This is a genomic window from Pseudodesulfovibrio sp. lm2024, from assembly GCF_051175575.1.
Taxonomy (GTDB): domain Bacteria; phylum Desulfobacterota; class Desulfovibrionia; order Desulfovibrionales; family Desulfovibrionaceae; genus Pseudodesulfovibrio; species Pseudodesulfovibrio caledoniensis.
The window spans coordinates 1,175,004-1,198,786 of the sequence record NZ_CP195092.1; the positions used below are offsets into that span (position 1 = coordinate 1,175,004).

Consider the following 23,783-nt stretch of genomic DNA (forward strand, 5'->3'; position numbering starts at 1 on the left):
CGGGGGACGCTCGATGACGGCCCGGGCGGCCATGAGTCGATACGGATCAAAGGGAGGGGCGCGGCTTGGATGGTCGCGCCCCTTTCCCTATAAGAAGCCTAGCGGCCCGCTTTGGCCAGAGCCCGGATGCGGGCCAGGACGGGCGGGTGGCTGTATTCGAGCCAGACGGTGAGCGGGTGCGGGGTGGGGTTGGACAGGTTGGAGGCGGACAGCTTTTTCAGGGCCGAGATCATGTCTCCGGGGCGGCCCGTGGTCCGGGCGGCGAAGGCGTCTGCCTCGAACTCGTGTTTGCGCGAGATGGCGTTGGCCGCCACGGACAGGGCCAGGGAGAGCGGGGTGTAGAGCAGGACGAAGAAGACCAGGCCCGCGTACAGCGACATGTGCTCCATGCCGAAGGCCGCGAACAGCCCCTTGGAATCCAGGAACAGGGACATCAGGTAGAAGACCACGCCCGCCTTGAGTATGCCGGTGGCCAGCCGCTTCTTGATGTGGCCGAGCTTGGCGTGCCCCACCTCGTGGGCCAGCACGGCCACGATCTCGTCGGCGTCCATCTCTTTGATAAGCGTGTCGAACAGGGCGATGCGCCGCCGCTTGCCGAACCCGGTGAAAAAGGCGTTGCCCTTGGTGGACCGCTTGGAGCCGTCCATGACGTGGATGCCGGACAGCTCGAACCCGGCCTTGTCCGCGAACCGCTCCAGCTTGTCGCGCAGCTCGCCTTCCCCGAGCGGGGTGAACTTGTTGAACAACGGCAGTATCCAGGTCGGGGCCACGTAGGTCAGGCCAAGTGACAGGAGCACCGCGAATCCCCAGCAGAGCAGCCAGGCGTACGGGCCGGTTTTGTGCAGGAAGAGCAGCAGACCCGCCACCAGCGCGCCGCCGATGATCGCGGTCAGGATCAACCCCTTGATCCGGTCCAGGACAAAGGTGCCGGGTGTGGTGGTGTTGAAGCCGAACCGTTTTTCCAGCACGAAGGTGTGGTAGATCTCGAAGGGCAGGCCGAGGATGCCGCTGATCAGGGCCAGGGAGCCGATGTAGATCAGCCCGGTGACCAGAGGGCCGTACCCGGCCGCGCGTACCAGGGCGTCCAGGATGTTGAACCCGCCCGCCAGGATGGCGGCGGTCAGCACCAGCATGTTGAAGGTCTCGGACACCGTGGACAGCTTCATGGACGCCAGGGTGTAGGCCCGGGACTTGGCGAAGGTCTTTTCATCGAAGACGTCGGCCAGCTCCCTGGGTGGGGCGGGCTGCATGGCCCTGGCCGACAGCAGGTCGGACAGCACGCCCAGGAACCAGGCCGCAAGCAGGGAACCGATGATGATCGCGAGGTAGATGTTCAAGAGGCACTCCCGGGGTATGTGGACGGACCGCAACGAGCGGTAACGCTATACGTTTTGACTTGCCCGCGTCAACCTGACGGGCGGCTGCGATGGCCTAGTGCTCCGAAAAAACGGGATAATCGCGTCCAGGCTTGCCAATTTTTCATGCCTGTATTAATTTGCCGTTGTCTTATAGTGTTTTTTTCGAGACAAAGGACGCCATGTCAACAAGTCCCATGAACGCCAAGGAAATCCGCGAAGACATTGCGCGCGCCCGCGCCTATGCCAAGAAAAGCGACTACCTGCGGACCCTCAAGTACCTGGCCAACGCCATCCGGGGGATGGTCACCAGCCAGGTTTTCGGTGCGGAGAAGTTCGAGATTCAGGCCCACCTCGACGAGGCCCTGCGCGAACTGAACAAGATGAAGATGATCCGCAAGCTCTTTCCGGACGGGCTCAACTACCGGAAGGGCAAGGAAAAGGCGTTCTACCAGACCCTCATGCGGCTGCACAAGAAGCTGGGCGAGGCCATGGAAAAGGCGCGTATCGCCAAGCTGCGCAAACGTCTGGCCGTGCTGGACGACAACCTCATCAAGGCGGCCCAGCTGATCAACGCGGGCCAGCCGCTCGAGGCCCGCAAGCTGTACAGCAAGATCGCCGAATATTTTCAGGATATCGAGGGCATCCACTCGGACATCGGCAACCGCATGGCCACCTTCGGCCTGTTCGCCGAGGCCGTGCCCTACCTGAACAAGGCCCTGGATATCCAGAACAACGACGCGCGCGCCCACAACGCGCTGATCCTCTGCTATGAAGGCATGCACGAGCCGGACAAGGCCATGGCCGCCATCAAGGACGCCATGCGCTGGCTCGGCCCCAGCGAAAACCTCTATCTCCGCCTCGCCAAGCTGCACCTGCAGAAAAGGGAGTGGGGCGAGGTCTTCAACAACGCCAAGGCCGCCTACGACCGCAACCCGCTGAACACCGAGGCGGCCAAGCTCATGAAGCAGGCCGAACCCAAAATTTTCACCGCCTCCAAGAAGGCGGCCAAGAATTCCCACGACCTGAATTTCTAGGTCGGCCTAAGCCTCTTCCTCTCCGCCTATGGTCATGGTGAAGGGCTCGTCCGGGATGTCGTCGAACAGATAGGCGAACCGGGCCACCGCCGCTTCGGGGTCCCGCTCGTATGCCTCGGCAAAGGCCGCGTGCCGTTCGGCCGCCTCTTGTATTTCCGTCTGGGCGCTGACCATCCGGAAGTCGTTGCACAGCGTCTCGTCTCCGGCCAGGGCGGCCTCTATTTCATCCTTGTAGGGGGAGTCGCCCTTGACCCGGATCGCGCCTTCCATATCCGTGTACAGTTCCACGGGCGGGTTGGTGGGAATGCCTCGCTCCATGAACAGCGCCGTGATCCGGCTCTGGACGTTTTCGGTCTTTTGGGCCAACTCCTCGGGGGTGAGCAGGGGGAGCTCCGTGCTGAGCAGTCCCAGGGATGGTGTCTCGGCATCTTTTTCAGCCGTGGCGGCGGCCGCAGCCGCGCTCATGGCCCGGGCCTCCTCGGAAATGGTCACGGTGTCGCCGGTGCCGCCCGTGTCCGATCGGGGGGAGGCGGCCCGTGGCCTAGAAGACGGGGCGTTCACTGATTGCACGCCGTAGCCCTGGGCAATGGGGTTGATCATGGCTTCCTCCTTGCCCGGCACTTATTGCCGGTGGCCGCACCGATGCAAGGGGCATGCCCGGGCCTGCGGGTGAGAGGGGCGTCAATCGAGCGGGCCGGATCGCCCAAAAGGCACCCGGCCCGCCCGGTTTGTGGAGGATTAGTCCGAGAAGTGGAACTCGTCGCGCGTCACCCGCAGGATCGCGCCCTTGCCCGTGGCCGCCAGCAGATTGCCGTCCCGGTCGATGCTCAGCCCGGACACCGCATTGCCGCAACGGAAGATTCGGCTGACCGCGCCGTCCGGCGTGACCGCGTAGATGTCCCCGGACGCCGTGCCCACGAACAGCGTGCGCAGCCGGTCCACGGCCAGGGCCGTGGGGGCGTCCACCCGCGCGTAGACCATGGGCTCGCCGCCCGGCGGCACGCACAGGACCTTCCCGGCCTCGCGGTCCGCGGTGTAGGCATAGCCCCGGGCGTCCAGGACCAGCCCGGCGGTCCCGGCCAGTCCGGTGCCCACCACCCGCGACTCATCTTCGGCCCGGCTTGCGCCGCCCGTCCCGACCAGAAGCGCGGCGGTCATGATGACACTTAAAAAATATGTACGAATACGCGAACAACCCTGCATTTCGTGCCTCCTTTGTGTTGGAGGACACGGTAGAAATGTGGTATCAATATGTCCAATACATATTTACACGAAGATTAATATGTATTAAATCTGAATGATGGAACTGAGACAGATCACCTATTTCATTGCCGTGGCCGAGGAGCTGCATTTCGGGAGGGCCGCCGAGCGGTGCCATATCGCCCAGCCGCCCCTGTCGCAGCAGATCAAGCGTCTTGAGGAAGAACTCGGTGTGAGGCTGTTGGAGCGAACCAGCCGGAGGGTCGCCTTGACCCCGGAGGGCAAGGAGTTTCTCAGGCGGTGCAAGGACGTGCGCGACCGGTTGAACGAGGCCGTGATCCACATCCAGGACATGGCCAAAGGGCTGGAAGGGATGCTCTGCGTGGGGTTCATCGGTCCCGCGTCGCTGTCCAAGCTGCCCCAGGCCATCCGCGCATTCCGCGAGCGCAACCCCAACATCCGGCTCGATTTTTCGGCCCAGTCCACCACCGAGCAGTTGCCGCTGTTGCGCGGCGACCGGCTGGACATCGCCTTTGTGCGGTTGTTCGGGCACGATACGTCCGGCCTCAACACCATGACCTTCCTGCGCGAACCGTACGTCCTTGCCCTGCCCGAAGGGCACCGTCTGGCGGAGCGCGAGGTCACGGACATCGCCGATCTCGAAGGCGAGCCGCTCATCTTCAACCAGCGCATCGCCCAGCCCGCTCTCTATCGGTCCCTGATCGGCTCCTTCCACAAGGCGGGGTTCATGCCCAACATCGTGCAGGAGGTGAACACCGAGCAGTCCACCGTGGCCCTGGTCGCCACCGGTCTGGGCTGCGCCCTGGTCCCGGCCTCCAGCGCCACGGACAACCGCGCCGGGGTCGCCTTCAGGCCGCTCACCGGGGACCTCCCGCAATGGGAGATCACGGCCCTGTGGAAGAAAAACAAGAAGTGCGCCGGGCTCTTCAAATTCCTCGACGTCATCCGCGAATTCCGCGAAGTGCATTGAGGTGAGGGATGCCTCCGGCGGCCGGGGGAAGGGGAGAGGGAAACCCTTTGAGAAAAGGGTTTCCCTCTCCCCTTCCCCCGAACCCTCATCCCCTCTTCCTTCCTAAACTTTATGGTTGCCTTCGGCAGGGGCGTTGGGGCGCGTGAATGCTGGATCTTTTGCGTGTGGGCGATTGTGCGCCGGGTGGAGGGTATGGTAGTGGTTTTAAGCAGTTAAGTGGTATTAATTCGATCAATCATAGCAAAAGGCAGCACCATGGGATTTCTTGACGGTTTGATGGGCAATGCGACCGAGGTTTCGCTGGAGGACGTGCTGGAAGAGCTGGCTCCGATCCTGGGCGACAACGAGCGCATAGAGCGGGCCTTCAAGGTCATCCGAGACATGTACATCTTCACCTCGGGACGCCTGCTGATCATCGACAAGCAGGGCATGACCGGCAAAAAGGTCGATTACCTCTCCCTTCCCTACGGCTCCATCAAGGCCTTTTCCGTGGAGACCGCCGGGCACTTCGATCTCGACTCCGAACTGATCCTCCACGTCTCCGGCCTGCACGAGCCGGTCAAGAAGGAGCTCAAAAAGGGCAGCGACGTGGTCGGCATCCAGAAGCTGCTGGCCAACAAGGTGCTCTAATAACGTGGGACATACTGATGGTAAACTTTTGAACTAGTCATATTCGGGTGTCAGCCCTTCCGTAAGAAGCTGGTGTGAATTCTTTTTTGTGAGATCGGCTTAATCCTTTGGTTCGGACCTTGTGTGTTTAAGTGCAGGAAGGGGTGAAAAAATACATTTTAATATTGATTAAGTAGTTTTAATTTAATATTATATATTATCAGGCTTATTGAGCAGTTTGTTTTTCCAAGAGGAGGAGGTATGAAGCTAAGTGAGTTGTCAAAAACACAACAGGCTGAGATTCTGGAAGCCATCAAAAATGATGAAAGAATAGTCGGCGATGTGGATGTAGCAGCTGTTGACGTAAAAAAGAATGATGAGAAAAATAAAATTATTGTAAAGTATAAAGAATTTTATTTGGAATTTCCAAGTGTGCATTTTTCTCAGCAGACAAAGGACACTCTAGCGGTTGTATTCGTTACAGCGTTTATAGTATTAAGTGCTGTCATTGTTGGGTCAGCACTCTCAACATCACCAACTATTAGCAATTTAAAAAAATGAATGATTGGTCTGATTACAATCAATGGAGACAGGCATATAATTCATTGATAGAATTTGGTAAATCTACGCTAACGACATCCGCCTTGTTGAATGGTGGTGCTGCAACTGCTATTATTACTGCTGCATCTATTTCTAGTTTTGAAATTAAAAAATTGAAGTATGCCATATTTAGCTTTTCAATAGGTGCTGCATGCGCATTGTTGTCACTCGGTCTTGCGTATCTTTCAGAATATATTTTACTTCAGAAGCATAGAAGTAAGCCTTATCCAAGGATTTTGGACCGTGGGGAAAACATCATCAGGTATTTATCCTGGGTGGTTGCCTTGTTGTCGATTCTTTCGTTTTGTGTCGGCATCTTGGTCGCATATAGAGCATTGAACTAATTAGAGTGGCCCCTTCCGCGAAGCGGCACTAAAAAGTTTAGGAGGGGAGATGGGATGGGGGTCCGGGGGAAGGGAAGAGGGGAAGCCCTTTTCAAAGGGGTCCCCTCTTCCCTTCCCCCGGCCGCTGGAGGCTATTCCGGCTCGTCGGGTTCGTAGCGGAGGATGTCGCCGGGTTGGCAGTCTAGGGCCTTGCAGATGGCGTCCAGGGTGGTGAATCGGATGGCCTTGGCCTTGCCGGTCTTGAGGATGGACAGGTTTTGCGCGGTGATGCCCACGGCGGCGGCCAGTTCCTTGGAGCTGGTCTTTTTCTTGGCCAACATGACGTCGAGGTCGATGATGATGCCCATAGAGCGCCCCTAGACCGTCAGTTCGTCGGTTTCGCGCAGTTTGCGGCCCTCGTCCATGATCCAGCTGACCAGAATGATGATCCCGGCGATGATTAGGTCGCGGATGTCGCCCGACCCCAGCGAGATGGAGACCACCCGATCGCCCGGAGGGTTGTGCATGGTCAGGACCAGGGTCATCAGGGCCTCGTGGAACGGCATGAGAAACACGCCCGCCAGCATGGTCCAGCCGGTCCGGCGGATGTACTTGACCGTGTTGCCGGTGAAAATCTCACCTGCGGTGAACAGCCCGAACAGACGCGCCAGCCACCACAGGCAGAGCATGGTCGGCCCCAACGGGATCAGGCTGACCGCAAGCCCCAGCCAGCGCTGGCTCCAGGGAAGCGGAAACGCGGGCGTGAGCGCCGCGTCCAGACTGACATTGTCCCTGACCAGCCCGATGACCGAGGTCGACCCGCCGTCACCGAGCATGACCTCTCCCCCGGAAAGCCACAGGGTGGCCACTATCACCGGACTCAGGATGAATGCTGCTGCGAAAATGGCCCGGAACACCCGGGCAAACCTTTGTATACGATGTTCCATGGGAAACTCCTTGTGCTTGATGAGTCCTTTTATCGATGATTAATCATCGTTTGTCAATAACTATTTTACGCAAAACAGCGTTGTGGGAAAAAACGGCCTTTGCGTGGAGCGGAGTGCCTTGTGCGGCGGGCACGGCCGACCGGCCCCGGTCCGTGTGGATCGGGGCCGGTTTTGCATTGTCGGTGGAGCGGGGCGGGGAAGCGGTCCTTGTCAGCTGCGGTCCATGTCGTTCTCGACGACCTTGTACCGGACGCCGAGGTCCGTGCAGATCCGTTCCACGGCGACCAGGCCGCGGTTGCGCTGCTCGTCCTCGTCGCCGGGGCTGACGCCGACCATGATCAGCTGGGTGTTGTGGTCGTCAAGCGGCACCAGGGTCATCTCGAACCACCATGCGCCGTCCTTGGCCTCGGCGCGGAGGAAGTGTTTCTCCTCGTTCCTTTCGGTCACGACGTAGTTGGTTCCTCCGTCCTCCTCGGTGATCCGCATGGTCGTGGCGTAGATGTCCTCGGCGCTGCGCGGGATTTCGGCGGTGACGGTCACGTTGTCCCCGTCGGTGGACGAGATGAGATAGACCACCAGCATGGCGGGGCACCCGGACACGGCCGGGACGATCATGAGCAGGAGATAGGCGATCCAATGGCGTAAGGTAAACGGTGAAGTCATGAATACTCCTTGGCGAAAATGGGAATGATATTTTTCAATACGCGTGATCCTGTATCTCGGCAAGAGGGGGCGGGGAATAATTGCGTTCCAAACGCGAAGGCGGGGTGGCGCGGCCAAAAGAAAACCGGCCCCGGTCAATGAAGACCGGGGCCGGTTGGTAATGGCTAGGTTGGAAACGCCGGGAGGCTTAGTACATGCCGCCCATGCCGCCCATTCCGCCCATGCCGCCCATGCCGCCGGGCATGGCCGGGGCGCCGCTGTCCTTCTCGGGCTTGTCGGCGATGGCGCATTCGGTGGTCAGCAGCAGACCGGCCACGGAGGCGGCGTTCTGCAGGGCGGTGCGGGTGACCTTTTTCGGGTCGATGACACCGGCCTTGATCAGGTCCTCGTAGTTGTCGGTCGCGGCGTTGTAGCCGAAGCCGCCCTTGCCTTCCTTGATCTTCTCCACGACGATGGAGCCTTCCAGACCGGCGTTGGCAGCAATCTGGCGCAGGGGCTCTTCCACGGCGCGGGCGATGATGTTGATACCGGCCTGCTCGTCGTCATCAGCGGCCTTGACCTTGGCGCAGACCTTGCCGGAGCGGGCCAGGACCACGCCGCCGCCGGGCACGATGCCCTCTTCGACAGCCGCGCGGGTGGCGTTCAGGGCGTCTTCCACGCGGGCCTTCTTCTCCTTCATCTCGGTCTCGGTGGCGGCACCGACGTTGATGACGGCCACGCCGCCCACGATCTTGGCCAGACGCTCCTGGAGCTTCTCGCGGTCGTAGTCGGAGGTGGAGTCGGCGATCTCGGCGCGGATCTGCTGGATGCGGCCCTTGATCTCGGCGGGCTTGCCGGCGCCGTCGACGATGACGGTGTTTTCCTTGTCCACGACGATGCGCTTGCAGGAACCGAGGTCGTTGACGGTCAGGTTCTCGATCTTGATGCCGAGGTCTTCGGAAACGACCTGGCCGCCGGTCAGGGTGGCAATGTCCTTGAGCATGGCCTTGCGGCGCTCACCGAAGCCGGGAGCCTTGACGGCGACCACGTTCAGGGTGCCGCGCAGCTTGTTGACCACCAGGGTGGCCAGGGCCTCGCCCTCGATGTCTTCGGCGATGATGACCAGGGGTTTGGACATCTTGGCGCACTGCTCGAGCACGGGCAGCAGTTCCTTCATGTTGGAGACCTTCTTCTCGTTGATGAGAATCAGGGGCTCTTCCATTTCGCAGGTCATGCGCTCGGTATTGGTCACGAAGTAGGGGGAGAGGTAGCCGCGGTCGAACTGCATGCCTTCGACGACGTCCAGGGTGGTCTCGAGACCCTTGGCTTCCTCGACCGTGATGACGCCTTCCTTGCCGACCTTGTTCATGGCCTCGGCGATGATGTTGCCGATGGTGGCGTCGTTGTTGGCGGAAATGGTGCCGACCTGGGCGATCTCTTTCTGGTCGCGGGTGGGCTTGGCGACCTTCTCGAGGTCTTCGACAATGGCTTCGACGGCCTTGTCGATGCCGCGCTTGATGGACATGGGGGAACGGCCGGCGGCAACCAGCTTCACGCCTTCGGTGAAGATGGCCTGGGCCAGGACCGTGGCGGTGGTGGTGCCGTCACCGGCGACGTCGGAAGTCTTGGAAGCGACTTCCTTGACCATCTGGGCGCCCATGTTCTCGAACTTGTCTTCCAGCTCGATCTCCTTGGCGACGGACACGCCGTCCTTGGTGATGACGGGGGAGCCGAAGGACTTCTCCATCACGACGTTGCGGCCCTTGGGTCCGAGGGTGACCTTGACCGCGTTGGCCAGCTTGTCCACACCCGCTTTCAGTTTCTCGCGGGCCTTGGCATCGAAAAGAATATCTTTCGCCATGGTGTATTCTCCTTAAAAAGAATTTTTGAAATGGTGTTTTAGTTGGATCGCGCCGTGATGGAGCTATTCGACGATGGCGAGGATATCGTCCTCGCGCATGACCAGGTGCTCTTCGCCGTCGATGCTGATCTCGGTGCCCGCGTATTTGGCGAACAGGACGAGGTCGCCTGCCTTGACGGTGGGCTTCACGCGCTTGCCGGCTTCGTCCAGCTTGCCGGGGCCGGCGGCCACGACTTCACCCTTCATGGGCTTTTCCTTGGCGGAATCCGGGATGTAGATGCCACCCGCGGTTTTCTCTTCCGTTTCCAGACGCTTGACCAGGACGCGGTCGTTCAGCGGTTTCAATTTCATCCTCTTATACCTCCAAAATGGATTTTTGAATTTGTGCGCCGGACGACAGGTGCCGCCCGGCTTGCAGTTACATAAACACGGCATGACGGGTGTCAACCCGAGCGATCAAAAAAAAATCGGGTGTGCGGCCGAGCGGGCCGGATGGAGTCGGGGTAGCCTACTTGGCGTTTTCCTTGCGGAACTGCGCGAAGGGGAGGTCCATTTCCCGGATGTGCCCGTCGAACCAGTCGGCCAGAAAGCCGTGGAGCTTCACCGGCGGGACCGATGTGCCGTTCATCAGCTCGGCCTCCATGCGGATGATGTCGTCCAGGAATCGCTCGTGGGCGTCCTGCTGGTCGTCCAGCCCGGGGTAGTCGGCCTCGTCCATGAGGTTCTCCTCGAAGCTGAAATGCTGCATGACCGAGTCCTTGAGATCGCTCATGATGTCGAGCATCTCGTCGGTCTCGTCGTCGTCGAGCTGGCGGTACATGTCCGGCGACACCGCGTCGATGCGGCCGAGCATGGCGAAAAGGGCTTGGTGTTGGTCGTCGAGTTCGGGAATGCCCAGGGTGAGTTCTGGCGAATATCCGGCCGGGTTCGGTTTGGCTGACATGCGTTTCTCCTGTAACGCGGGTTGTTTTTTAGGCTCCATATACCGGGAATCCCGGTGCCTGTCACCCCCGGCCGTTCGTTTTTCAGGGAAATCGCGGCCGGTTCCGGGTCGCGGACCTCTGTCACACAGTCGCCAAGCGGGCGTCACCGAAATTGGCGAAATCGTCATGAGCACGCCGCGAACAAGGGCGCGTTCGGGCGTACAGTCCGGCAACCATAGCAGGAGGAAGGAAATGGAAGATCGCCTTGCCGGTCCGCTGTTCAATCTGGATTCGCCCTTCAACGACCCTGTCCGCCACACCCTTTTTTCCATGGTCAGGCGCCCGCTGGCCAAAGTGCTCAGACTCGACACGCTGAACTCGCTCTACTCGGCCCTGAAGGCAGGGGAGTGCGACGGCTGTTTCGTGGACAAGGCCATGGATTTGCTCGGGGTGCGCTTCTCGGTGGAGGGCCAGCCGGTCAGCCGGGTGCCGCGCACCGGGGCGCTGGTGGCGGTGTGCAACCACCCCTTCGGCGTGCTCGAAGGGCTGCTTCTGGTGCGTATCCTGCGCGAGGTTCGCTCGGACATCAAGATCATGGCCAACTTCATGCTCGGCATGATCCCGGAGATGGACGACCTGATCATCCAGGTGGACCCCTTCGGCGGGGCCGAATCCTCGCGCAAGAACATCTCCGGGCTCAAGGCGTCCATGCGCTGGCTCAAGAACGGCGGCATGCTGGTCGTCTTCCCGGCGGGCGAGGTGTCCAGCCTGAAGGTCAAGAAGCGCCGCGTGGGCGACCCGAACTGGAGCCCCATGATCGGGCGGATCATCCGCAAGACCGGGGCCGCGGCCCTGCCGGTATTCTTTAACGGACGCAACTCCGGCCTGTTCCAGACCCTCGGGCTCATCCATCCCCGGCTGCGCACCGTGCTCCTGCCCCACGAGAATTTGAAGCACGCCTCGCGCGACGTCATCAACGTCCGCCTGGGCACGGTCATCGGCCAGGACAAGCTGGCCGAGCTCGACGGCGACCAGGGCGTGGTCGACTACCTGCGCTTCCGCACCTACCTTCTGCGCCGAGAGCGCAAGCCGCGTTTCCACTTCAAGGGGCGCGAGGCCAAGCGGCGCATGGACCCCATCGCCAATTCGCGCGGCAAGCACATCCTCGCCTCCGAGGTGGCCAGCCTGCCGGACGAAAACGTCCTGCTGCGCAACGCCGAATTCACCGTGTTCCACGCCGGGGCCGACGAGATCCCCCGGCTGCTGCGCGAGATCGGCATCCGCCGCGAGGAGACCTTCCGCCTGGTGGGCGAGGGCACGGGCCGGGCCATGGACATCGACGGATTCGACGACACCTACCGCCATCTGGTGCTCTGGAATCACAAGGAGCGCGAGGTGGCCGGGGCGTATCGCTTCGCCCTGACCGACAAGATCATGGCCGAAAAGGGGCCGGACGGGCTGTACACCTCGACCCTGTTCAACTACCGGCCCGGCTTCCTGGAAGGGCTCGGCCCCGCCCTGGAGCTGGGCCGTTCCTTCGTGGTCCCCAAGTACCAGCGCAGCTACCAGCCGCTCCTGATGCTCTGGAAGGGGCTGGCCGAGTTCGTGGTCCGCAATCCGCGCTACTCCCGGCTTTTCGGCTGCGTCTCCATCTCCAGCGAATACTCGGTGGTCGCCCGCGAGCTGATCGTCGGCTTCATGGAGCGCCACTGTTCCCTGCCCGAACTGGCTCGCATGGCCCTGCCCAAGCGGCCGCCCAAGGTTAAGCGGTTGAAGCGGCTGGACTTCTCCCTGCCCGACGCGGTGTTCAACGACCCCGAGGACGTGGCCGACTTCGTGCGCGACGTGGAGGACGGCCGGTCCATCCCGGTGCTGCTCAAGCAGTATCTCAAGCTGGGCGGCAAGATCATCGGCTTCAATATGGACCCGGATTTCGGCAACTGTATGGACGGGCTCATCCTGGTGGACCTGCTCAAGTCCGACCCCAAGGTCCTGTCCCGGTTCATGGGCCGCGACGGGGTGGCCCGGTTCCACGCGGCCAACCGCCACGCCGTGGCCGGGCGCCCGGAGCCGGTGCGGATCGGCGGCGAGGCCGCCTGATCGGACCCCGGACAGGGGGAGAACCACACACCGTCCGCGCCGGGCTTGGCTTTCCGGCGCGAAGAGCATATGTTGCCCCATGCGCAAACATTTGATTCTCCCGATCCTGCTGATCGCCGCCCTGGTCCTTTTCGTTGGCTGCCGTCAGGGCGACGGCGCGTCGTCCGAAAAGGCCAAGCCCGCGTCCGCACCCGCACCCGCCGCCGAATCCGCCCCGCGCGATGAGGCCCCGGACCCGGCCAAGCCCCGGGTGCCGGACGGCTGTTCGCCCGAGTTCCGGGCCCTGTTCGACAACGCGGTGGTGGAGCTGCACGGCCAAGGCGACCTGGACGTGGTCGTGGTCACCGACCCGCTCTGCTGGCACTGCCGCCTCGGCGACAAGCTGTTGCGCGAATACCCCAATCTGTACGGCCGGTTGCGCCTCTGCTTTTTCCCGCGCAGCAGCTTCATCGGGTCGGACATGGCCGCCTGGGTCCTGGAGGACGCGGCGGGCACGGACCGCCTGGAGAAGCTGGCCAAGTTCGCCTACAACGGCTTGAAGCAGCCCAAGACCAAGGACCTCATGGAGGCGCGCATGCTCGTCCTGGTCCAGTTCGTCAAGGCGTTCCCGGAACTGGCCGAGGGCACGACCCTGGAGGGGCTGTACGTCCGCCTGCAGAAGGAGCGCGAGTTCCATGTGCAGGAGACCGCCATGCTCGCCCGCGCGGCCCATCTGCCCGGCACGCCCATCCTGGTGGCCGGGGACAAGGTCGTTTTGGGCTTCGGCCCCGAGGTCTGGCTCAAGGTCCTGGGCGAAGCGAAGATGTGCAAGTAGCCGCCCTCCGTGACGGCCGGCGCAAGGCGCGGCCGTGGAATCCCTGCCTTTTCCTCATTGCACTTGCTTGCAGGTTCCCCGTCATTCCCATAGAAGGAAAACCGTCGGTTTGCCCGGCGAGTCGCCCAGGCGCTGTGAAGAATAGTGTAAGTATTTATATTTGTTATATTTTTGTCAGCCATCTCGCCTGCGTGAAGACGCGGTGACGGCCTGACCGATCCATTGCCAAGACAAGGAGAGAACTCCATGCCGATTGCACATATCCCCCTGTCCCCCCTGCGCCGCATGCGGTCCCTGGCCGCTATGTTGCTCGCCCTGGCGGGCTTGGCGTTGTTCGCCCTGCCGGGCGGCGCACTGGCCGAGAGCCCGTCCGCCGAGCCCTTTGACTACGCCGTGCTCAAGGGCAGGGCGCGCGCCCAGGCCGGGCAGCCGTATGCCGACCACGAGGGCGAGATTCCCCGGGCGGTCGCGGACATGACCTGGGACCAGTTCCAGGCCATCCATTTCAACAAGGACCACGCCCTGTGGCGCGGCCGGGATTCGAAATTCCAGGCCACGCTGTTCCACCTGGGGCTGTACTTCAAGCGGCCCGTGGCCATCTATGAACTCAAGGACGGCAAGGCCGAGCGGATCGCCTACGACGCCGGGCTGTTCGACTACGGCAAGTCCGGCATCGATCCGGACAAGTTGCCGGAGGATATGGGGTTCGCGGGCTTTCGGCTGCAATTCTCGCCGGACTGGGTGCGCGACGTGGTCGCCTTCCTGGGCGCGAGCTATTTCCGCGCCGTGGGCAAGGAGATGCAGTACGGCCTGTCCGCGCGCGGTCTGGCCGTGGACACGGCCCTGGACCGGCCCGAGGAGTTTCCGGTCTTCACCGCCTTCTGGCTGGAGCGGCCCAAGCCGGGCAGTGATACGGCCACGGTCTACGCGCTGCTCGATTCGCCCAGCGTGACCGGGGCCTACCGCTTCGACATCACGCCCGGCGACACGCTGGCCATGCGCGTGGACGCGGCCCTGTATCCGCGCAAGCCCATCGAGCGGCTGGGCATCGCCCCGCTGACCAGCATGTTCATGGTCGGCGAGAACGACCGGCGCACGGGCTACGACTGGCGGCCGGAGATCCACGACTCGGACGGCCTGGCCCTGCACACCGGCACGGGCCAGTGGATCTGGCGGCCCCTGAACAACCCGCGCTCCCTGCGCTTCAACGCCTACATGGACGAGAACCCCAAGGGGTTCGGCCTGTTGCAGCGTGACCAGAACTTCGACCACTACCAGGACGACGGCGTGTACTACGACAAGCGCCCCGGCCTGTGGGTGGCCCCGCGCGGCGACTGGGGCAAGGGCGCGGTGGAGCTGGTGGAGATTCCGACCCTGGACGAGACCTTCGACAACATCGTGGCCTTCTGGCATCCGGCCGAGCCCGTGGTGCCCGGCAAGGAAATGCTCTTCAGCTACGACCTCTACTGGGGCACGGCTTCGCCCGGCCCCAAGGAGCTGGCCCGTGTGGTCGACACCTTCACCGGCCTGGGCGGCGCGGTGGGCAAGCGGCGCACGCGCTACAGCAAGCGGTTCGTGGTCGACTTCGCAGGCGGCCCGCTGGCTACCCTTGGCCGGGATGCTCAGGTCAAGGCGTCCATCAAGACCTCGGCGGGCGAGGTCGAACTGGCCACGGTCCTGCCGCTCCACTCGGTCAACGGCTACCGCGTCCGCTTCGACCTGGTTCCGCCCGACGAGACCGAGAACCCCATCAACCTGCGCATGATCCTGACCTCGGGCGGCAAAACCCTGACCGAGACCTGGACCTACCAATGGAGCCCGCCGCCTGCGAATGAGCGGCAGCTGCACAACGCCGGGCACCTGCAATAGGGTGCCGAACGCAGAAAATGACAAAGGGCCTCATTTAGAGGCCTTTTTTCATTTCTATCCATTTGTTCACTCGCGGCGGGTCGTAATTGGCGAACAGATCAGTTCGCCGGGGTCGGGGCTGGTCAGGACCATGCGCCGGTGGTCGGGCAGGCAGCACGGCTTGGCGCGGTAGCCGACCTGGTTCCAGGTCAAATGATTGAGGGGCAATCCCGACTATTGTTTGTGTGGAGCAAAATCAAAAGAAATCAACAGCCTGAATTGAGGATTGGAGTGAACATATAGTGCCGTTTCGGGTGCCCGGATAAACTTTAAACCATAAGGTCGATCGAAGGCTCTGTCGGGGCGTTTCCATACGCCTTCTGCGCCGCTGCCGCCTCCTGGCCGCTGTAGGCCTTCTGCGATGCGGCGGCCTCCGGTGCTGCTACTGCTGCGGCCTGGGGCTGGTCGGCTTCCGGTGCGGCGGCCACGGGGGCGGCGTTCGGTTCGGTTTCGGTCACGGACTGTTCGCCTTCGGCTTCTGTCTGAGCCTCGGGCGCGGCTTCGTCCAAGTTCTCATCCAGGGCTTCCTGGGGCGAGGTTTCGTTCTCCAACGCCTTTTCGCTTTCCGGCTTCACGGCCTCGTCGGCCTTTTCCTCAATGTCTTCCCGGATGTCTTCGAGTTGATCGGAGTTGGTGTCCTCCACCTCGTCATCGACTATGGAATTGACAGCCTTAACGGCATCTTTAGCGTAACTCGGGTCACCAGACAGCTCCACAAGACTGCGGTATTGGGCCACCACTGCCTGCATTTGGTCGCGAAAGGAGTTCTCCAAGGCCAGGCCCGCCTTGAGCCCTGCGATGTAGCGTGATTCCTCCCGGTAGGCGTGGACGAAATGCCCGCCCGTTAAATTGATGGAATTTCGAACGGCTTTATGCGTATCAGCGGTTTCAACGCTTTCGGTCGTGTCGGCTGCCTGCTTATTCACCCCCCCCAGTTTGAAGAGGGGAGTTGTTTGCTGTGCGCTTTCGATGCCGAATAGATTCATGACGACCTCCAGGTATGGAACGACATAATGCTCGTATCGACATTTGTTCACATATCTTTAGGCCGCCTGAATAAAAAGTTCGATTACAGCCCCTTCTTCATTTCAATCCACTTGTCCACCTGTGGCGGATCGTATTCGGCGAACATGTCGATGAGCTCTCCCGGATCGGGGCTGGTCAGGACCATGCGCCGGTGGGCGGCCATGAGGAAGCCTTCCTCGACCATGCGGTCCATGTGGTCGGCCAGGCAGGTGTAGTAGCCGTTCACGTCCAGCAGGCCGCACGGCTTGGCGTGGTAGCCGATCTGGCTCCAGGTCAGAACCTCGAAGAATTCCTCCAGCGTGCCGATGCCGCCGGGCAGGGTGATGAACCCGTCCGAGAAGTCGGCCATGAGCTGCTTGCGCTCGTGCATGGAGTTGACCACGTGGGATTCGGTCAGCCCCTGGTGGGCGATCTCCTTCTCGACCAGCCGCTTGGGGATGACCCCGATGGCCTCGCCGCCCGCCGCAAGGCAGGCGTCGGCCAGCCTGCCCATGAGCCCGGTGGAGGACCCGCCGTAGACCAGGCCGATCCCGCGCGCGGCCAGCTCGCGGCCCACGGCCTCGGCGGCGGCCACGTAGGCCGGGTTGTTGCCGGGATTGGACCCCAGGTAGACGCAGATGCGTTTCAGCTTCCGGCTCATGCGACCGCCTTCATGGCCTTGCGCAGGTCTTCCACGAACTCGTCGACCATCGCCTCGGTGGTGGCCCAGGAGGTCATCCAGCGCACGGTCTGGTCGTGCTCGTTCCAGACGTAGAAGTAGTATTTCCTGAGCAGGATCTCCGTGGCCTCGGGCGGGATGTGGGCGAACAGGGAGTTGCAGTCCACGGTGCCCTTGATGGTCACGCCGTCGATGGCTCCGGCCTTTTCGGCCAGCCGCTTGGCCATGGCGTTGGCGTTTTGCGCGTTCTTGAGCCACAGGTCGTCCTTGAGGTAGGCCTCCAGCTGGGCCGAGACGAAGCGCATCTTGGAGACCAGCTGCATGGCCTGCTTGCGCAGGTAGGGGAATCCCTGGCCGATGTCCGGGTTGAGGAAGATCACGGCCTCGCCCATGAGGCAGCCGTTCTTGGTCCCGCCGAACGAGATGAAGTCCACGTCGAGCGCGGTGGTCATGTCGAAGAAGGAGCAGTTGAGCGCAGCGCAGGCGTTGGCCAGGCGCGCGCCGTCCAGGTGCACCAGCAGGTCGCGGTCGTGGGCGAACTCCACCAGGTCCTCGATCTCCTTGAGGGTGTAGAGCTTGCCCACCTCGGTGGGCTGGGTGATGGAGATGACCTTGGGCTGGGAGGCGTGCACGAAGCCGATGTGGCCGAGGTACGGGGCGATCATGCCGGGCGTGAGCTTGCCGTCCGGGGACGGGATGGGCACCAGCTTGATGCCGCCGAACGCCTCGGGCGCGCCGCACTCGTCGTTGTTGATGTGGGCCTGCTCGGCGCAGAGCACCGAGTTGTAGGTGTGGGTCACGGAGCGCAGGCCGAGCACGTTGGCCGCCGTGCCGGTGGTCACGTAGTGGATACGCGCCTGGGACCCGAAGAATTCCTTGAACACCTCGTCGGTGTGGATGGACAGTTCGTCGTCCCCGTAGGACTTGAGGTGGCCGGTGTTGACCCGGACCACGGCTTCCATGATGGCCGGGTGGGCCCCGGAGTTGTTGTCGCTGGCAAAGGATTTCAAGTCGCTCATTTCGTATCGCTCTTTCTTATTCCAGCCCGAGAAACTCCCGGACCGTATGGGTTTGTATAAGGTACTCGGCCAGGATTGCGTATCCCTTGGCCTTGGGGTGGACATTGTCGTTGGCCGCCAGGGCCTTGGCGTAGGCGGCGGATTCGAGCAGGAAGCCGGTCACCGGCACGTGGGGCACGCCGAGCCGTTCGCACACGGACTCGAACCCCAGGGAAAGCTGGACGATGCGTTCGCTCTTGTCCTGGTCGGCCACGGGCATGGGGCCGATGAACAGGGTCGGGCCCAGCGCCTTGGCCTCGGCCAGGATGGCCTCCGCGTTTTCAAAGGAAGTCTTTGCGGGCACGTCGTTGGAGATGTCGGCCACGCCGAAGGAGAAGACCAACCGGGTGTTCTGGCCGGGCAGGAAGCGGCGCGAGACCTCCTCCTTCCAGCGGTCGCGGATCTTGGTCGTGGTGTTGGCGCGTACGCCGAGGTTGTACCAGGTCAGGTCCTGCCCCTGGCGCATCATGGCCGAGGCGAGCCGTCCGGGCCAGCCCAGCCCGGCCTCGTCGCCGCAGCCCAGGGTCAGGGAATCGCCGATGAAAAAGGTGATCATGGCATCCTCCTAGTCCTTGAGCCGCGCGGTGGCGGACCTGATGTCGATGGCGTAGGCGGCGGTGACGGCCAGGACCTTCTCGTTGTAGGGCATGGCGCGGCCCGCGTACTTGACGGTGATCAGGTCCAGGGCGCGCATCTTCTCATCGCCGTCAAGGGGGCGCGGCACGCCGTTGCCCATGACAGAGCGGAAGCGGTAGCCCAGTTCGCAGGCGTTGTCGTCGCTGGGCTTGAGCTGCATGTCCACGGCGGCGGAAAAGGCCAGGAGGGCGCCCGAATCGAGGCAGGCGGCCTTGCGGCCTTTCCTGCCCGAGTGGACGAAGAGGGTGTAGCCCTCAAACGCGAAATTCACGGGCACGCAGTGCGGGCCGCCGTCGTCGGCCAGGGCCAGCCAGATCACTTCCGCCTTGTCCAGAATCTCGGCCACCACGCTCTTGTCTTCGGTCACGCCTTTGCGCATCGCTCCCTCCGGTCTTTATTAAAAACGGCAAACAGTCTAGTAATCACACATGGACCCGATGGCAACCTCCGCATGTTCCATTTCCGTGATCATTCCGGTGTTCGGCGAGTCCGCGATCATCTCGCAGACCGTCCGGCAGGTGCGCGCATCCGCACCGGGCCGCGAGGTCGAGATCGTGGTGGCCGACGGCGGTCCGGGCCACGCGACCCTGGCCGCCCTGGACGTCCCCGGCGTGACCGGGGTGCGCTGTCCGCCCGGCCGGGGCGTGCAGATGAACGCGGGCGCGGCCGTGGCCACGGGAGATATCCTGCTCTTCCTGCACGCGGACACCCGGCTGCCCGACGGCTGGCCCGAAGCCGTGGACCGCGTCTTCAACAACACAGACTACCGCGTCCGGGCCGGGGCCTTTTCCCTGGCGGTGGACTCCCCCCGCGTCAGTCTCGCCGTGGTCGCGTGGTTCGCCAACCTGCGCTCGCGGTTCGAGCGCGTGCCCTACGGCGACCAGGCGCCGTTCATGGATGCCGCGCTGTTCCGCGAACTGGGCGGGTTCGCGCCCATCCCGATCATGGAGGACGTGGACCTGTTCCGGCGGCTCAGGCGGCTGGGCGAGCCCGTAACCATCCTGAAGGAGCGCGTCCTGACCTCCCCCCGGCGCTGGGAAAAGGACGGCGTGGTCCGGCGGACCCTGGGCAACTGGCGGCTGCGGCTGCGCTACGCCCTGGGGGCCGCGCCCGAGGATCTGGCCCGCTCCTACAGGCCGGATCGGGAGCAATGATGCGCGACTGCCTGCTGTTTTTCGTCCGCCACCCGGAGCCGGGCAGGGTCAAGACCAGGCTGATCGGTCCGGCCTCGCCCGAACTGGTGGCCGACTTCTACGCGGCCCTGGTCGAGGACGCGCTTTCCCGGCTCACGGGGATGATCGGCGCGGACCTGCTCGTCTGTTTCACGCCCGCCGGACAGGAACAGAGCGTGCGCCGATGGCTTGGGCCCGAGCAACGCCTTCTGGCCCAGCGGGGCGAGGGGCTGGGCGAGCGCATGGCCAACGGTTTCACGGACGCCTTCGCCCTGGGCTATGAGCGGGTGGTCCTGACCGGCAGCGACATCCCCGGCCTGACGCCCGCCATCGTCCGGAAGGGGCTCGACGCGCTCACCTCCGGCCGGGCGGCCCTGGGGCCTGCCGAGGATGGCGGCTACTATCTGGCGGGCTTCCACCGCGATGGGTTCGCTCCGGCCCTGTTCGACGAAACGGAGTGGGGCGGTTCCGGAGTCTGTGCCAGGGCCCTGGAGCGGCTGCGCGCGGCGGGCATGGAAACGGCTTTGCTCGACCGGCTGTCGGACCTGGACACCGTGGGCGACCTGCGGCCCCTGCTCGATGCGCCGTCTTGCCCCCTGGCCGGTCGCGTTCGGGAATTGGCCCTGAAGGTCGCCGGACGCTGACCGGGGTGGGCAACCCGTCATATTTGCAGGGGAAAAATGTGAGGGTGTTGCCCTCCATGGGAATATCGGTATACTTGAACCTGTAATCCCGGAAAGGAGCACCCCATGATCAGACCCGAGGACAGGCCGCTGCCCGTTCACTACGTACTCAGTTCCTTTGATAAATTTTTCCGCATGGAGGCGGCGGGCGGCATCGCGCTCATGGCCTGCACGATCATCGCCCTGGCCTGGGCCAACTCGCCGTGGGCCGCGTCCTACGACGGGCTGTGGCAGACCCGGCTGACCGTGGGCGTGGGCGGCTGGGTCCTGTCCAAGCCCGCGCTGCTGTGGATCAACGACGGGCTCATGGCCATCTTCTTCTTTCTGGTGGGGCTGGAGATCAAGCGCGAACTGCTGGTGGGCGGGCTGTCCACCCCGAGCCAGACCATCATGCCCGTGGCCGCGGCCATGGGCGGCATGGTCGTGCCCGCGCTCATCTTCTTCGGCCTGAACGCGGGCCACGAGTCCATCGCGGGCTGGGGCATCCCCATGGCCACGGACATCGCCTTCGCGCTCGGCATCATGTCGCTGCTGGGCAGCCGCGTGCCCGTGGGGCTCAAGATATTTCTGACCGCCGTGGCCATCGTGGACGACATCGGGGCCATCCTGGTCATCGCCATCTTCTACACCGCCTCCCTGAACCTGACGGCCCTGCTCGTGGGGGTGGCCGGGCTGGCGCTCATGGCCGTGCTCAACCTGCGCTGGCGCATCCGCCACTCCATTCCGTACCTGGTCCTCGGGGTGATCGTCTGGTTCGCCTTCCTGTTGTCCGGCGTCCACGCGACTATCGCGGGCGTGCTGGCGGCCATGACCATCCCGGCCGGGACGCGCATGAACTGCGCCACCTTCGTGGAGGAGCTGCGCGAGGCGGCCGAGGTCTTCGAGATGGCCATCACTCCGGGCAAGAACGTGCTGACCAACAAGGAACAGCAGATGGCCCTGCACTCCATGGAGCACGCCTACGAGGCTGCCACCACGCCGCTGCAGAACATCGAGCACGCCCTGCATCCGTGGGTCTCCTTCTTCATCATGCCGGTTTTCGCCCTGGCCAACGCGGGCGTGGCCCTGGACGCGGACGTCTTCCGCGAACTGCTCACCCCGATCTCGCTCGGCGTGTTCTTCGGCCTGGTCGTGGGCAAGCAGATCGGTGTGACCGGGGCGTGCTGGCTGGTAAAGAGGCTCGGCCTGGCCGACTTTCCGGACCGGACCACACTGGTCCACCTGTGGGGCGCGGCCTGCCTGGCGGGCGTGGGCTTCACCATGTCCATCTTCATCGGCAACCTGGCCTTTGACGAAGGCACCTCCCTGGTGGCTCTGGCCAAGATCGCCATCCTGTTCGCCTCCCTGGTCTCGGGGATTCTCGGGTTCCTGGTCCTCAAGTACGTGGCTCCGGAGAGCCCGCCGGACAGCGCGGAGCGGATCACCGACGCCTAGGCGCGCAACCAACGACGAAGCCCCCGCCGATCATCGATCGGCGGGGGCTTTCGTCTGTGAAGCGTCGGCTAGAAGTCGGTCAGCCCCAGCGGGTCCAGTTCGGAGACCTCCACGCGCACAAAAGTGACCACGTCGAAGAAGAGGTCCGAGGTGATTTCGGTCAGCCGCCACCGGGTGCCGGTGCCGAAGGAGTTCCACAGTTCCGTCTGGATGCCCTGGCGGACCTTGAAGGACACGGTTTCCACATCGGGGTCCGAGCCTTCCAGGTGGGTCTGCATGAGCGGCACCAGGCCGCAGGTGACGTGCTGCACGTCTATGGGGTCGAGTTCCTTGGTCATGGCTATTTTCCTATGCAGAACGAGTCGAAGATGGAGTTGAGCACGTCGTTTGCCGCGATCTCGCCGGTGATGCCGGAGAGCACGTTGCAGGCGGTTTCGAGACGCACGCTCAAAAGGTCGTAGGGGATGCCCGCGTCGGCGTCGCTGCTCAGGTCGGCCAGTTCGCGGTCGGCCTCGGCCAGCACGGCGGCCTGCCGGGCGTTGGGCGCGAGCTCGTCCGGGTCGGGCTGGCCCGCGCCCTTGAGGATGCGCTCGCGGATGCGCGCGGCCAGAACGTCGAGCCCCGCACCGGTCTTGGCCGATACGGCCACGGTCTCGAAGCCCAGATCGGCGAGCGGCGCGCCGTTGGTCTCGTCAAAGCCGTCGAGGTCCGCCTTGTTCAGCACGGCCAGCCCCTTGTCCGGGCCGGTGCGCCGGGCGGCGTCCAGGGTGTCACCGTCCACGGGCGCGGTCCCGTCCATGAGCACCAAAACCAGGTCGGCCCGGTCCATGAGTTCGCGGCCCATGGTCAGCCCGGCGGCCTCCACGGCGTCGTCCGTGGCCCGGATGCCCGCGGTGTCGGCCAGGCGGATGGACAGCCCGTCCAGGTTCAGGGTCTCCTCCAGGTAGTCGCGGGTGGTGCCGGGCTGGTCCGTGACGATGGCCCGGTTGCGGCCGAGCAGCGCGTTCATCAGGCTCGACTTGCCCGCGTTGACCCGGCCCGCCAGGACCGCCAACGCCCCTTCGCGCCAGGCGCGGGTGCGGTCCACGGCCTTGAGCAGTACGGCGATCTCGGCGCGGACTTCCTCCACGGTGGAGACCAGCTCTTCGGGGGAGAGACATTCCAGTTCCTCGTCCGGGAAGTCCACGGCCACGGCCAGCTGGGCGCGCAGCCCTTCGAGCCGGGCGCGCAGTTCGGCGATCCTGGTGCCGAGCAGGCCGGACAGCTTGACCTGGGCCAGGTGCATGGCCGCCTTGGTCGGGGCGTGGATCATCTCGGCCACGGCCTCGGCCTGGGACAGGTCCATGCGTCCGTTCATGAAGGCGCGGTAGGTGAACTCGCCGCGTTCGGCCAGGCGCGCGCCGAGGTTCAGCGCCTCCTGCAGGACCGCGCCGAGCACGGCCCGGCCGCCGTGGCAGTTGATTTCGACCAGGGATTCGCCGGTGTAGGACCGGGGGCTCGGCATGTAGGCGCAGAGCACGTCGTCCAGGTCCGCGCCGTCCGCGTCGGCAATGTGGCCGTAGTGCAGGCGGTAGGGCAGAAACTCGGTGAAGGCCGGGCTTGCTGGTCGGAACATTTTGCGGGCGATGTCGCGGGCTTGCGGGCCGCTGATGCGGATGATGCCCACGCCGCCATCGCCGGGCGGGGTGGCTATGGCCGCGATGGTGTCCTGTGAGTGCCTGGGATCGAGCATGAGGTTTCCTTACAAGAGCTTGCCTGGAATGGCAAAGCCGTTTCGCGCAAGAAAAAGGCCGCTCGTACGAGCGG

Annotated in this window: 28 protein-coding genes; 11 read left to right on the forward strand and 17 right to left on the reverse strand. The window is 63.4% G+C overall.

Annotation, left to right across the window (positions count from 1 at the left end):
* Positions 1-98: 98 nt before the first annotated feature.
* Positions 99-1,337: a M48 family metallopeptidase gene (locus tag ACR42D_RS05215; protein ID WP_484565805.1), complete on the reverse strand. Its 1,239-nt coding sequence runs from the start codon at positions 1,335-1,337 to the stop codon at positions 99-101.
* A gap of 200 nt (positions 1,338-1,537) precedes the next feature.
* On the opposite strand from ACR42D_RS05215, the gene ACR42D_RS05220 reads away from it, so the two are divergent.
* Positions 1,538-2,392 (forward strand): tetratricopeptide repeat protein, encoded by an 855-nt coding sequence (locus ACR42D_RS05220; RefSeq protein ID WP_484565806.1) that lies wholly within the window; start codon positions 1,538-1,540, stop codon positions 2,390-2,392.
* A 6-nt stretch (positions 2,393-2,398) separates the two neighbouring features.
* Here the strand turns inward: ACR42D_RS05220 and ACR42D_RS05225 are convergent, their stop codons facing one another.
* Both ACR42D_RS05225 and ACR42D_RS05230 read right to left on the reverse strand, forming a co-directional pair.
* Positions 2,399-2,992: a hypothetical protein gene (locus ACR42D_RS05225; RefSeq protein ID WP_484565807.1), complete on the reverse strand. Its 594-nt coding sequence runs from the start codon at positions 2,990-2,992 to the stop codon at positions 2,399-2,401.
* A gap of 138 nt (positions 2,993-3,130) precedes the next feature.
* On the reverse strand, positions 3,131-3,550 hold the full coding sequence (locus ACR42D_RS05230; protein WP_484565808.1) for a hypothetical protein: 420 nt from the start codon (positions 3,548-3,550) through the stop codon (positions 3,131-3,133).
* A gap of 139 nt (positions 3,551-3,689) precedes the next feature.
* Here ACR42D_RS05230 and ACR42D_RS05235 point away from each other — a divergent pair, with 139 nt between their 5' ends.
* The 4 genes from ACR42D_RS05235 to ACR42D_RS05250 all read left to right on the forward strand — a co-directional run bounded on the left by ACR42D_RS05235 (position 3,690) and on the right by ACR42D_RS05250 (position 6,136).
* Positions 3,690-4,583, forward strand: a complete 894-nt coding sequence (locus ACR42D_RS05235; protein ID WP_484565809.1) for a LysR substrate-binding domain-containing protein — start codon at positions 3,690-3,692, stop codon at positions 4,581-4,583.
* Between the two features lie 255 nt (positions 4,584-4,838).
* Complete coding sequence (locus ACR42D_RS05240) at positions 4,839-5,213, forward strand: PH domain-containing protein (protein WP_484565810.1); 375 nt, start codon at positions 4,839-4,841, stop codon at positions 5,211-5,213.
* Between the two features lie 240 nt (positions 5,214-5,453).
* Complete coding sequence (locus tag ACR42D_RS05245; RefSeq protein ID WP_484565811.1) at positions 5,454-5,753, forward strand: hypothetical protein; 300 nt, start codon at positions 5,454-5,456, stop codon at positions 5,751-5,753.
* Positions 5,750-6,136: a hypothetical protein gene (locus tag ACR42D_RS05250; RefSeq protein ID WP_484565812.1), complete on the forward strand. Its 387-nt coding sequence runs from the start codon at positions 5,750-5,752 to the stop codon at positions 6,134-6,136. Before ACR42D_RS05245 ends, ACR42D_RS05250 begins: the two co-directional genes overlap by 4 nt.
* Positions 6,137-6,267: 131 nt before the next feature.
* Here the strand turns inward: ACR42D_RS05250 and ACR42D_RS05255 are convergent, their stop codons facing one another.
* The 6 genes from ACR42D_RS05255 to ACR42D_RS05280 all read right to left on the reverse strand — a co-directional run bounded on the left by ACR42D_RS05255 (position 6,268) and on the right by ACR42D_RS05280 (position 10,508).
* Positions 6,268-6,483: a helix-turn-helix domain-containing protein gene (locus tag ACR42D_RS05255; RefSeq protein ID WP_484565813.1), complete on the reverse strand. Its 216-nt coding sequence runs from the start codon at positions 6,481-6,483 to the stop codon at positions 6,268-6,270.
* 9 nt (positions 6,484-6,492) lie between these two features.
* Entirely contained in the window at positions 6,493-7,062 is a 570-nt protein-coding gene (locus ACR42D_RS05260) for a DUF2975 domain-containing protein (RefSeq protein WP_484565814.1), read from the reverse strand.
* 210 nt (positions 7,063-7,272) lie between these two features.
* A complete protein-coding gene (locus tag ACR42D_RS05265) occupies positions 7,273-7,725 on the reverse strand; it encodes a hypothetical protein (protein WP_484565815.1) in 453 nt (150 codons plus the stop codon).
* A 187-nt stretch (positions 7,726-7,912) separates the two neighbouring features.
* Positions 7,913-9,565: a chaperonin GroEL gene (groL, locus tag ACR42D_RS05270; protein WP_338669851.1), complete on the reverse strand. Its 1,653-nt coding sequence runs from the start codon at positions 9,563-9,565 to the stop codon at positions 7,913-7,915.
* Positions 9,566-9,628: 63 nt separating this feature from the next.
* Positions 9,629-9,916 (reverse strand): co-chaperone GroES, encoded by a 288-nt coding sequence (gene groES / locus ACR42D_RS05275; protein WP_071546380.1) that lies wholly within the window; start codon positions 9,914-9,916, stop codon positions 9,629-9,631.
* A gap of 157 nt (positions 9,917-10,073) precedes the next feature.
* Positions 10,074-10,508, reverse strand: coding sequence for a bacteriohemerythrin (locus tag ACR42D_RS05280; protein ID WP_484565816.1), 435 nt, complete (start codon positions 10,506-10,508; stop codon positions 10,074-10,076).
* Positions 10,509-10,740: 232 nt separating this feature from the next.
* Here ACR42D_RS05280 and ACR42D_RS05285 point away from each other — a divergent pair, with 232 nt between their 5' ends.
* The 3 genes from ACR42D_RS05285 to ACR42D_RS05295 all read left to right on the forward strand — a co-directional run bounded on the left by ACR42D_RS05285 (position 10,741) and on the right by ACR42D_RS05295 (position 15,271).
* A complete protein-coding gene (locus tag ACR42D_RS05285; RefSeq protein WP_484565817.1) occupies positions 10,741-12,588 on the forward strand; it encodes a lysophospholipid acyltransferase family protein in 1,848 nt (615 codons plus the stop codon).
* Between the two features lie 79 nt (positions 12,589-12,667).
* On the forward strand, positions 12,668-13,402 hold the full coding sequence (locus ACR42D_RS05290; protein ID WP_484565818.1) for a hypothetical protein: 735 nt from the start codon (positions 12,668-12,670) through the stop codon (positions 13,400-13,402).
* Between the two features lie 246 nt (positions 13,403-13,648).
* Positions 13,649-15,271 carry an OpgD/OpgG family glucan biosynthesis protein gene (locus ACR42D_RS05295; RefSeq protein WP_484565819.1) on the forward strand — a complete coding sequence of 541 codons (1,623 nt, stop codon included), beginning with the start codon at positions 13,649-13,651 and terminating at the stop codon, positions 15,269-15,271.
* A gap of 66 nt (positions 15,272-15,337) precedes the next feature.
* Here the strand turns inward: ACR42D_RS05295 and ACR42D_RS05300 are convergent, their stop codons facing one another.
* From ACR42D_RS05300 to ACR42D_RS05325, 6 genes are all read right to left on the reverse strand, one after another.
* Positions 15,338-15,478, reverse strand: coding sequence for a hypothetical protein (locus tag ACR42D_RS05300; RefSeq protein WP_484565820.1), 141 nt, complete (start codon positions 15,476-15,478; stop codon positions 15,338-15,340).
* 101 nt (positions 15,479-15,579) lie between these two features.
* A complete protein-coding gene (locus tag ACR42D_RS05305; protein WP_484565821.1) occupies positions 15,580-16,296 on the reverse strand; it encodes a hypothetical protein in 717 nt (238 codons plus the stop codon).
* 83 nt (positions 16,297-16,379) lie between these two features.
* Positions 16,380-16,976: an LOG family protein gene (locus ACR42D_RS05310; protein ID WP_484565822.1), complete on the reverse strand. Its 597-nt coding sequence runs from the start codon at positions 16,974-16,976 to the stop codon at positions 16,380-16,382.
* On the reverse strand, positions 16,973-18,013 hold the full coding sequence (locus tag ACR42D_RS05315) for a threonine aldolase family protein (protein ID WP_484565823.1): 1,041 nt from the start codon (positions 18,011-18,013) through the stop codon (positions 16,973-16,975). Before ACR42D_RS05315 ends, ACR42D_RS05310 begins: the two co-directional genes overlap by 4 nt.
* A gap of 16 nt (positions 18,014-18,029) precedes the next feature.
* Positions 18,030-18,608: a GDSL-type esterase/lipase family protein gene (locus ACR42D_RS05320; protein WP_484565824.1), complete on the reverse strand. Its 579-nt coding sequence runs from the start codon at positions 18,606-18,608 to the stop codon at positions 18,030-18,032.
* 9 nt (positions 18,609-18,617) lie between these two features.
* Positions 18,618-19,067, reverse strand: coding sequence for a pyridoxamine 5'-phosphate oxidase family protein (locus ACR42D_RS05325; protein WP_484565825.1), 450 nt, complete (start codon positions 19,065-19,067; stop codon positions 18,618-18,620).
* Positions 19,068-19,116: 49 nt separating this feature from the next.
* Between ACR42D_RS05325 and ACR42D_RS05330 the strand changes: the two genes are divergently transcribed.
* From ACR42D_RS05330 to nhaA, 3 genes are all read left to right on the forward strand, one after another.
* Entirely contained in the window at positions 19,117-19,842 is a 726-nt protein-coding gene (locus ACR42D_RS05330) for a TIGR04283 family arsenosugar biosynthesis glycosyltransferase (RefSeq protein ID WP_484565826.1), read from the forward strand.
* A complete protein-coding gene (locus tag ACR42D_RS05335; protein ID WP_484565827.1) occupies positions 19,839-20,504 on the forward strand; it encodes a TIGR04282 family arsenosugar biosynthesis glycosyltransferase in 666 nt (221 codons plus the stop codon). The genes ACR42D_RS05330 and ACR42D_RS05335 overlap by 4 nt, the downstream gene beginning before the upstream one ends.
* 105 nt (positions 20,505-20,609) lie before the next feature.
* On the forward strand, positions 20,610-21,977 hold the full coding sequence (gene nhaA / locus ACR42D_RS05340) for a Na+/H+ antiporter NhaA (protein WP_484565828.1): 1,368 nt from the start codon (positions 20,610-20,612) through the stop codon (positions 21,975-21,977).
* Positions 21,978-22,045: 68 nt separating this feature from the next.
* Here the strand turns inward: nhaA and ACR42D_RS05345 are convergent, their stop codons facing one another.
* The gene (locus ACR42D_RS05345; protein WP_484565829.1) at positions 22,046-22,315 is read right to left on the reverse strand and encodes a hypothetical protein; all 270 of its coding nucleotides are present in this window, start codon (positions 22,313-22,315) and stop codon (positions 22,046-22,048) included.
* 2 nt (positions 22,316-22,317) lie between these two features.
* Positions 22,318-23,709 (reverse strand): tRNA uridine-5-carboxymethylaminomethyl(34) synthesis GTPase MnmE, encoded by a 1,392-nt coding sequence (gene mnmE, locus ACR42D_RS05350; protein ID WP_484565830.1) that lies wholly within the window; start codon positions 23,707-23,709, stop codon positions 22,318-22,320.
* Positions 23,710-23,783 lie beyond the last annotated feature (74 nt).

Coding starts and splice junctions, on each gene's coding strand:
- ACR42D_RS05290 (WP_484565818.1), top strand. CDS start 12,668: ATGCGCAAACATTTGATTCTCCCGATCCTGCTGATCGCCGCCCTGGTC.
- ACR42D_RS05235 (WP_484565809.1), top strand. CDS start 3,690: ATGATGGAACTGAGACAGATCACCTATTTCATTGCCGTGGCCGAGGAG.
- ACR42D_RS05260 (WP_484565814.1), bottom strand. CDS start 7,062: ATGGAACATCGTATACAAAGGTTTGCCCGGGTGTTCCGGGCCATTTTC.
- ACR42D_RS05280 (WP_484565816.1), bottom strand. CDS start 10,508: ATGTCAGCCAAACCGAACCCGGCCGGATATTCGCCAGAACTCACCCTG.
- groES (WP_071546380.1), bottom strand. CDS start 9,916: ATGAAATTGAAACCGCTGAACGACCGCGTCCTGGTCAAGCGTCTGGAA.
- ACR42D_RS05310 (WP_484565822.1), bottom strand. CDS start 16,976: ATGAGCCGGAAGCTGAAACGCATCTGCGTCTACCTGGGGTCCAATCCC.
- ACR42D_RS05255 (WP_484565813.1), bottom strand. CDS start 6,483: ATGGGCATCATCATCGACCTCGACGTCATGTTGGCCAAGAAAAAGACC.
- nhaA (WP_484565828.1), top strand. CDS start 20,610: ATGATCAGACCCGAGGACAGGCCGCTGCCCGTTCACTACGTACTCAGT.
- ACR42D_RS05335 (WP_484565827.1), top strand. CDS start 19,839: ATGATGCGCGACTGCCTGCTGTTTTTCGTCCGCCACCCGGAGCCGGGC.
- ACR42D_RS05305 (WP_484565821.1), bottom strand. CDS start 16,296: ATGAATCTATTCGGCATCGAAAGCGCACAGCAAACAACTCCCCTCTTC.
- ACR42D_RS05320 (WP_484565824.1), bottom strand. CDS start 18,608: ATGATCACCTTTTTCATCGGCGATTCCCTGACCCTGGGCTGCGGCGAC.
- ACR42D_RS05295 (WP_484565819.1), top strand. CDS start 13,649: ATGCCGATTGCACATATCCCCCTGTCCCCCCTGCGCCGCATGCGGTCC.
- ACR42D_RS05220 (WP_484565806.1), top strand. CDS start 1,538: ATGTCAACAAGTCCCATGAACGCCAAGGAAATCCGCGAAGACATTGCG.
- ACR42D_RS05265 (WP_484565815.1), bottom strand. CDS start 7,725: ATGACTTCACCGTTTACCTTACGCCATTGGATCGCCTATCTCCTGCTC.
- ACR42D_RS05245 (WP_484565811.1), top strand. CDS start 5,454: ATGAAGCTAAGTGAGTTGTCAAAAACACAACAGGCTGAGATTCTGGAA.
- ACR42D_RS05240 (WP_484565810.1), top strand. CDS start 4,839: ATGGGATTTCTTGACGGTTTGATGGGCAATGCGACCGAGGTTTCGCTG.
- ACR42D_RS05330 (WP_484565826.1), top strand. CDS start 19,117: ATGGACCCGATGGCAACCTCCGCATGTTCCATTTCCGTGATCATTCCG.
- groL (WP_338669851.1), bottom strand. CDS start 9,565: ATGGCGAAAGATATTCTTTTCGATGCCAAGGCCCGCGAGAAACTGAAA.
- ACR42D_RS05315 (WP_484565823.1), bottom strand. CDS start 18,013: ATGAGCGACTTGAAATCCTTTGCCAGCGACAACAACTCCGGGGCCCAC.
- ACR42D_RS05230 (WP_484565808.1), bottom strand. CDS start 3,550: ATGACCGCCGCGCTTCTGGTCGGGACGGGCGGCGCAAGCCGGGCCGAA.
- ACR42D_RS05225 (WP_484565807.1), bottom strand. CDS start 2,992: ATGATCAACCCCATTGCCCAGGGCTACGGCGTGCAATCAGTGAACGCC.
- ACR42D_RS05325 (WP_484565825.1), bottom strand. CDS start 19,067: ATGCGCAAAGGCGTGACCGAAGACAAGAGCGTGGTGGCCGAGATTCTG.
- ACR42D_RS05285 (WP_484565817.1), top strand. CDS start 10,741: ATGGAAGATCGCCTTGCCGGTCCGCTGTTCAATCTGGATTCGCCCTTC.
- ACR42D_RS05345 (WP_484565829.1), bottom strand. CDS start 22,315: ATGACCAAGGAACTCGACCCCATAGACGTGCAGCACGTCACCTGCGGC.
- ACR42D_RS05250 (WP_484565812.1), top strand. CDS start 5,750: ATGAATGATTGGTCTGATTACAATCAATGGAGACAGGCATATAATTCA.
- mnmE (WP_484565830.1), bottom strand. CDS start 23,709: ATGCTCGATCCCAGGCACTCACAGGACACCATCGCGGCCATAGCCACC.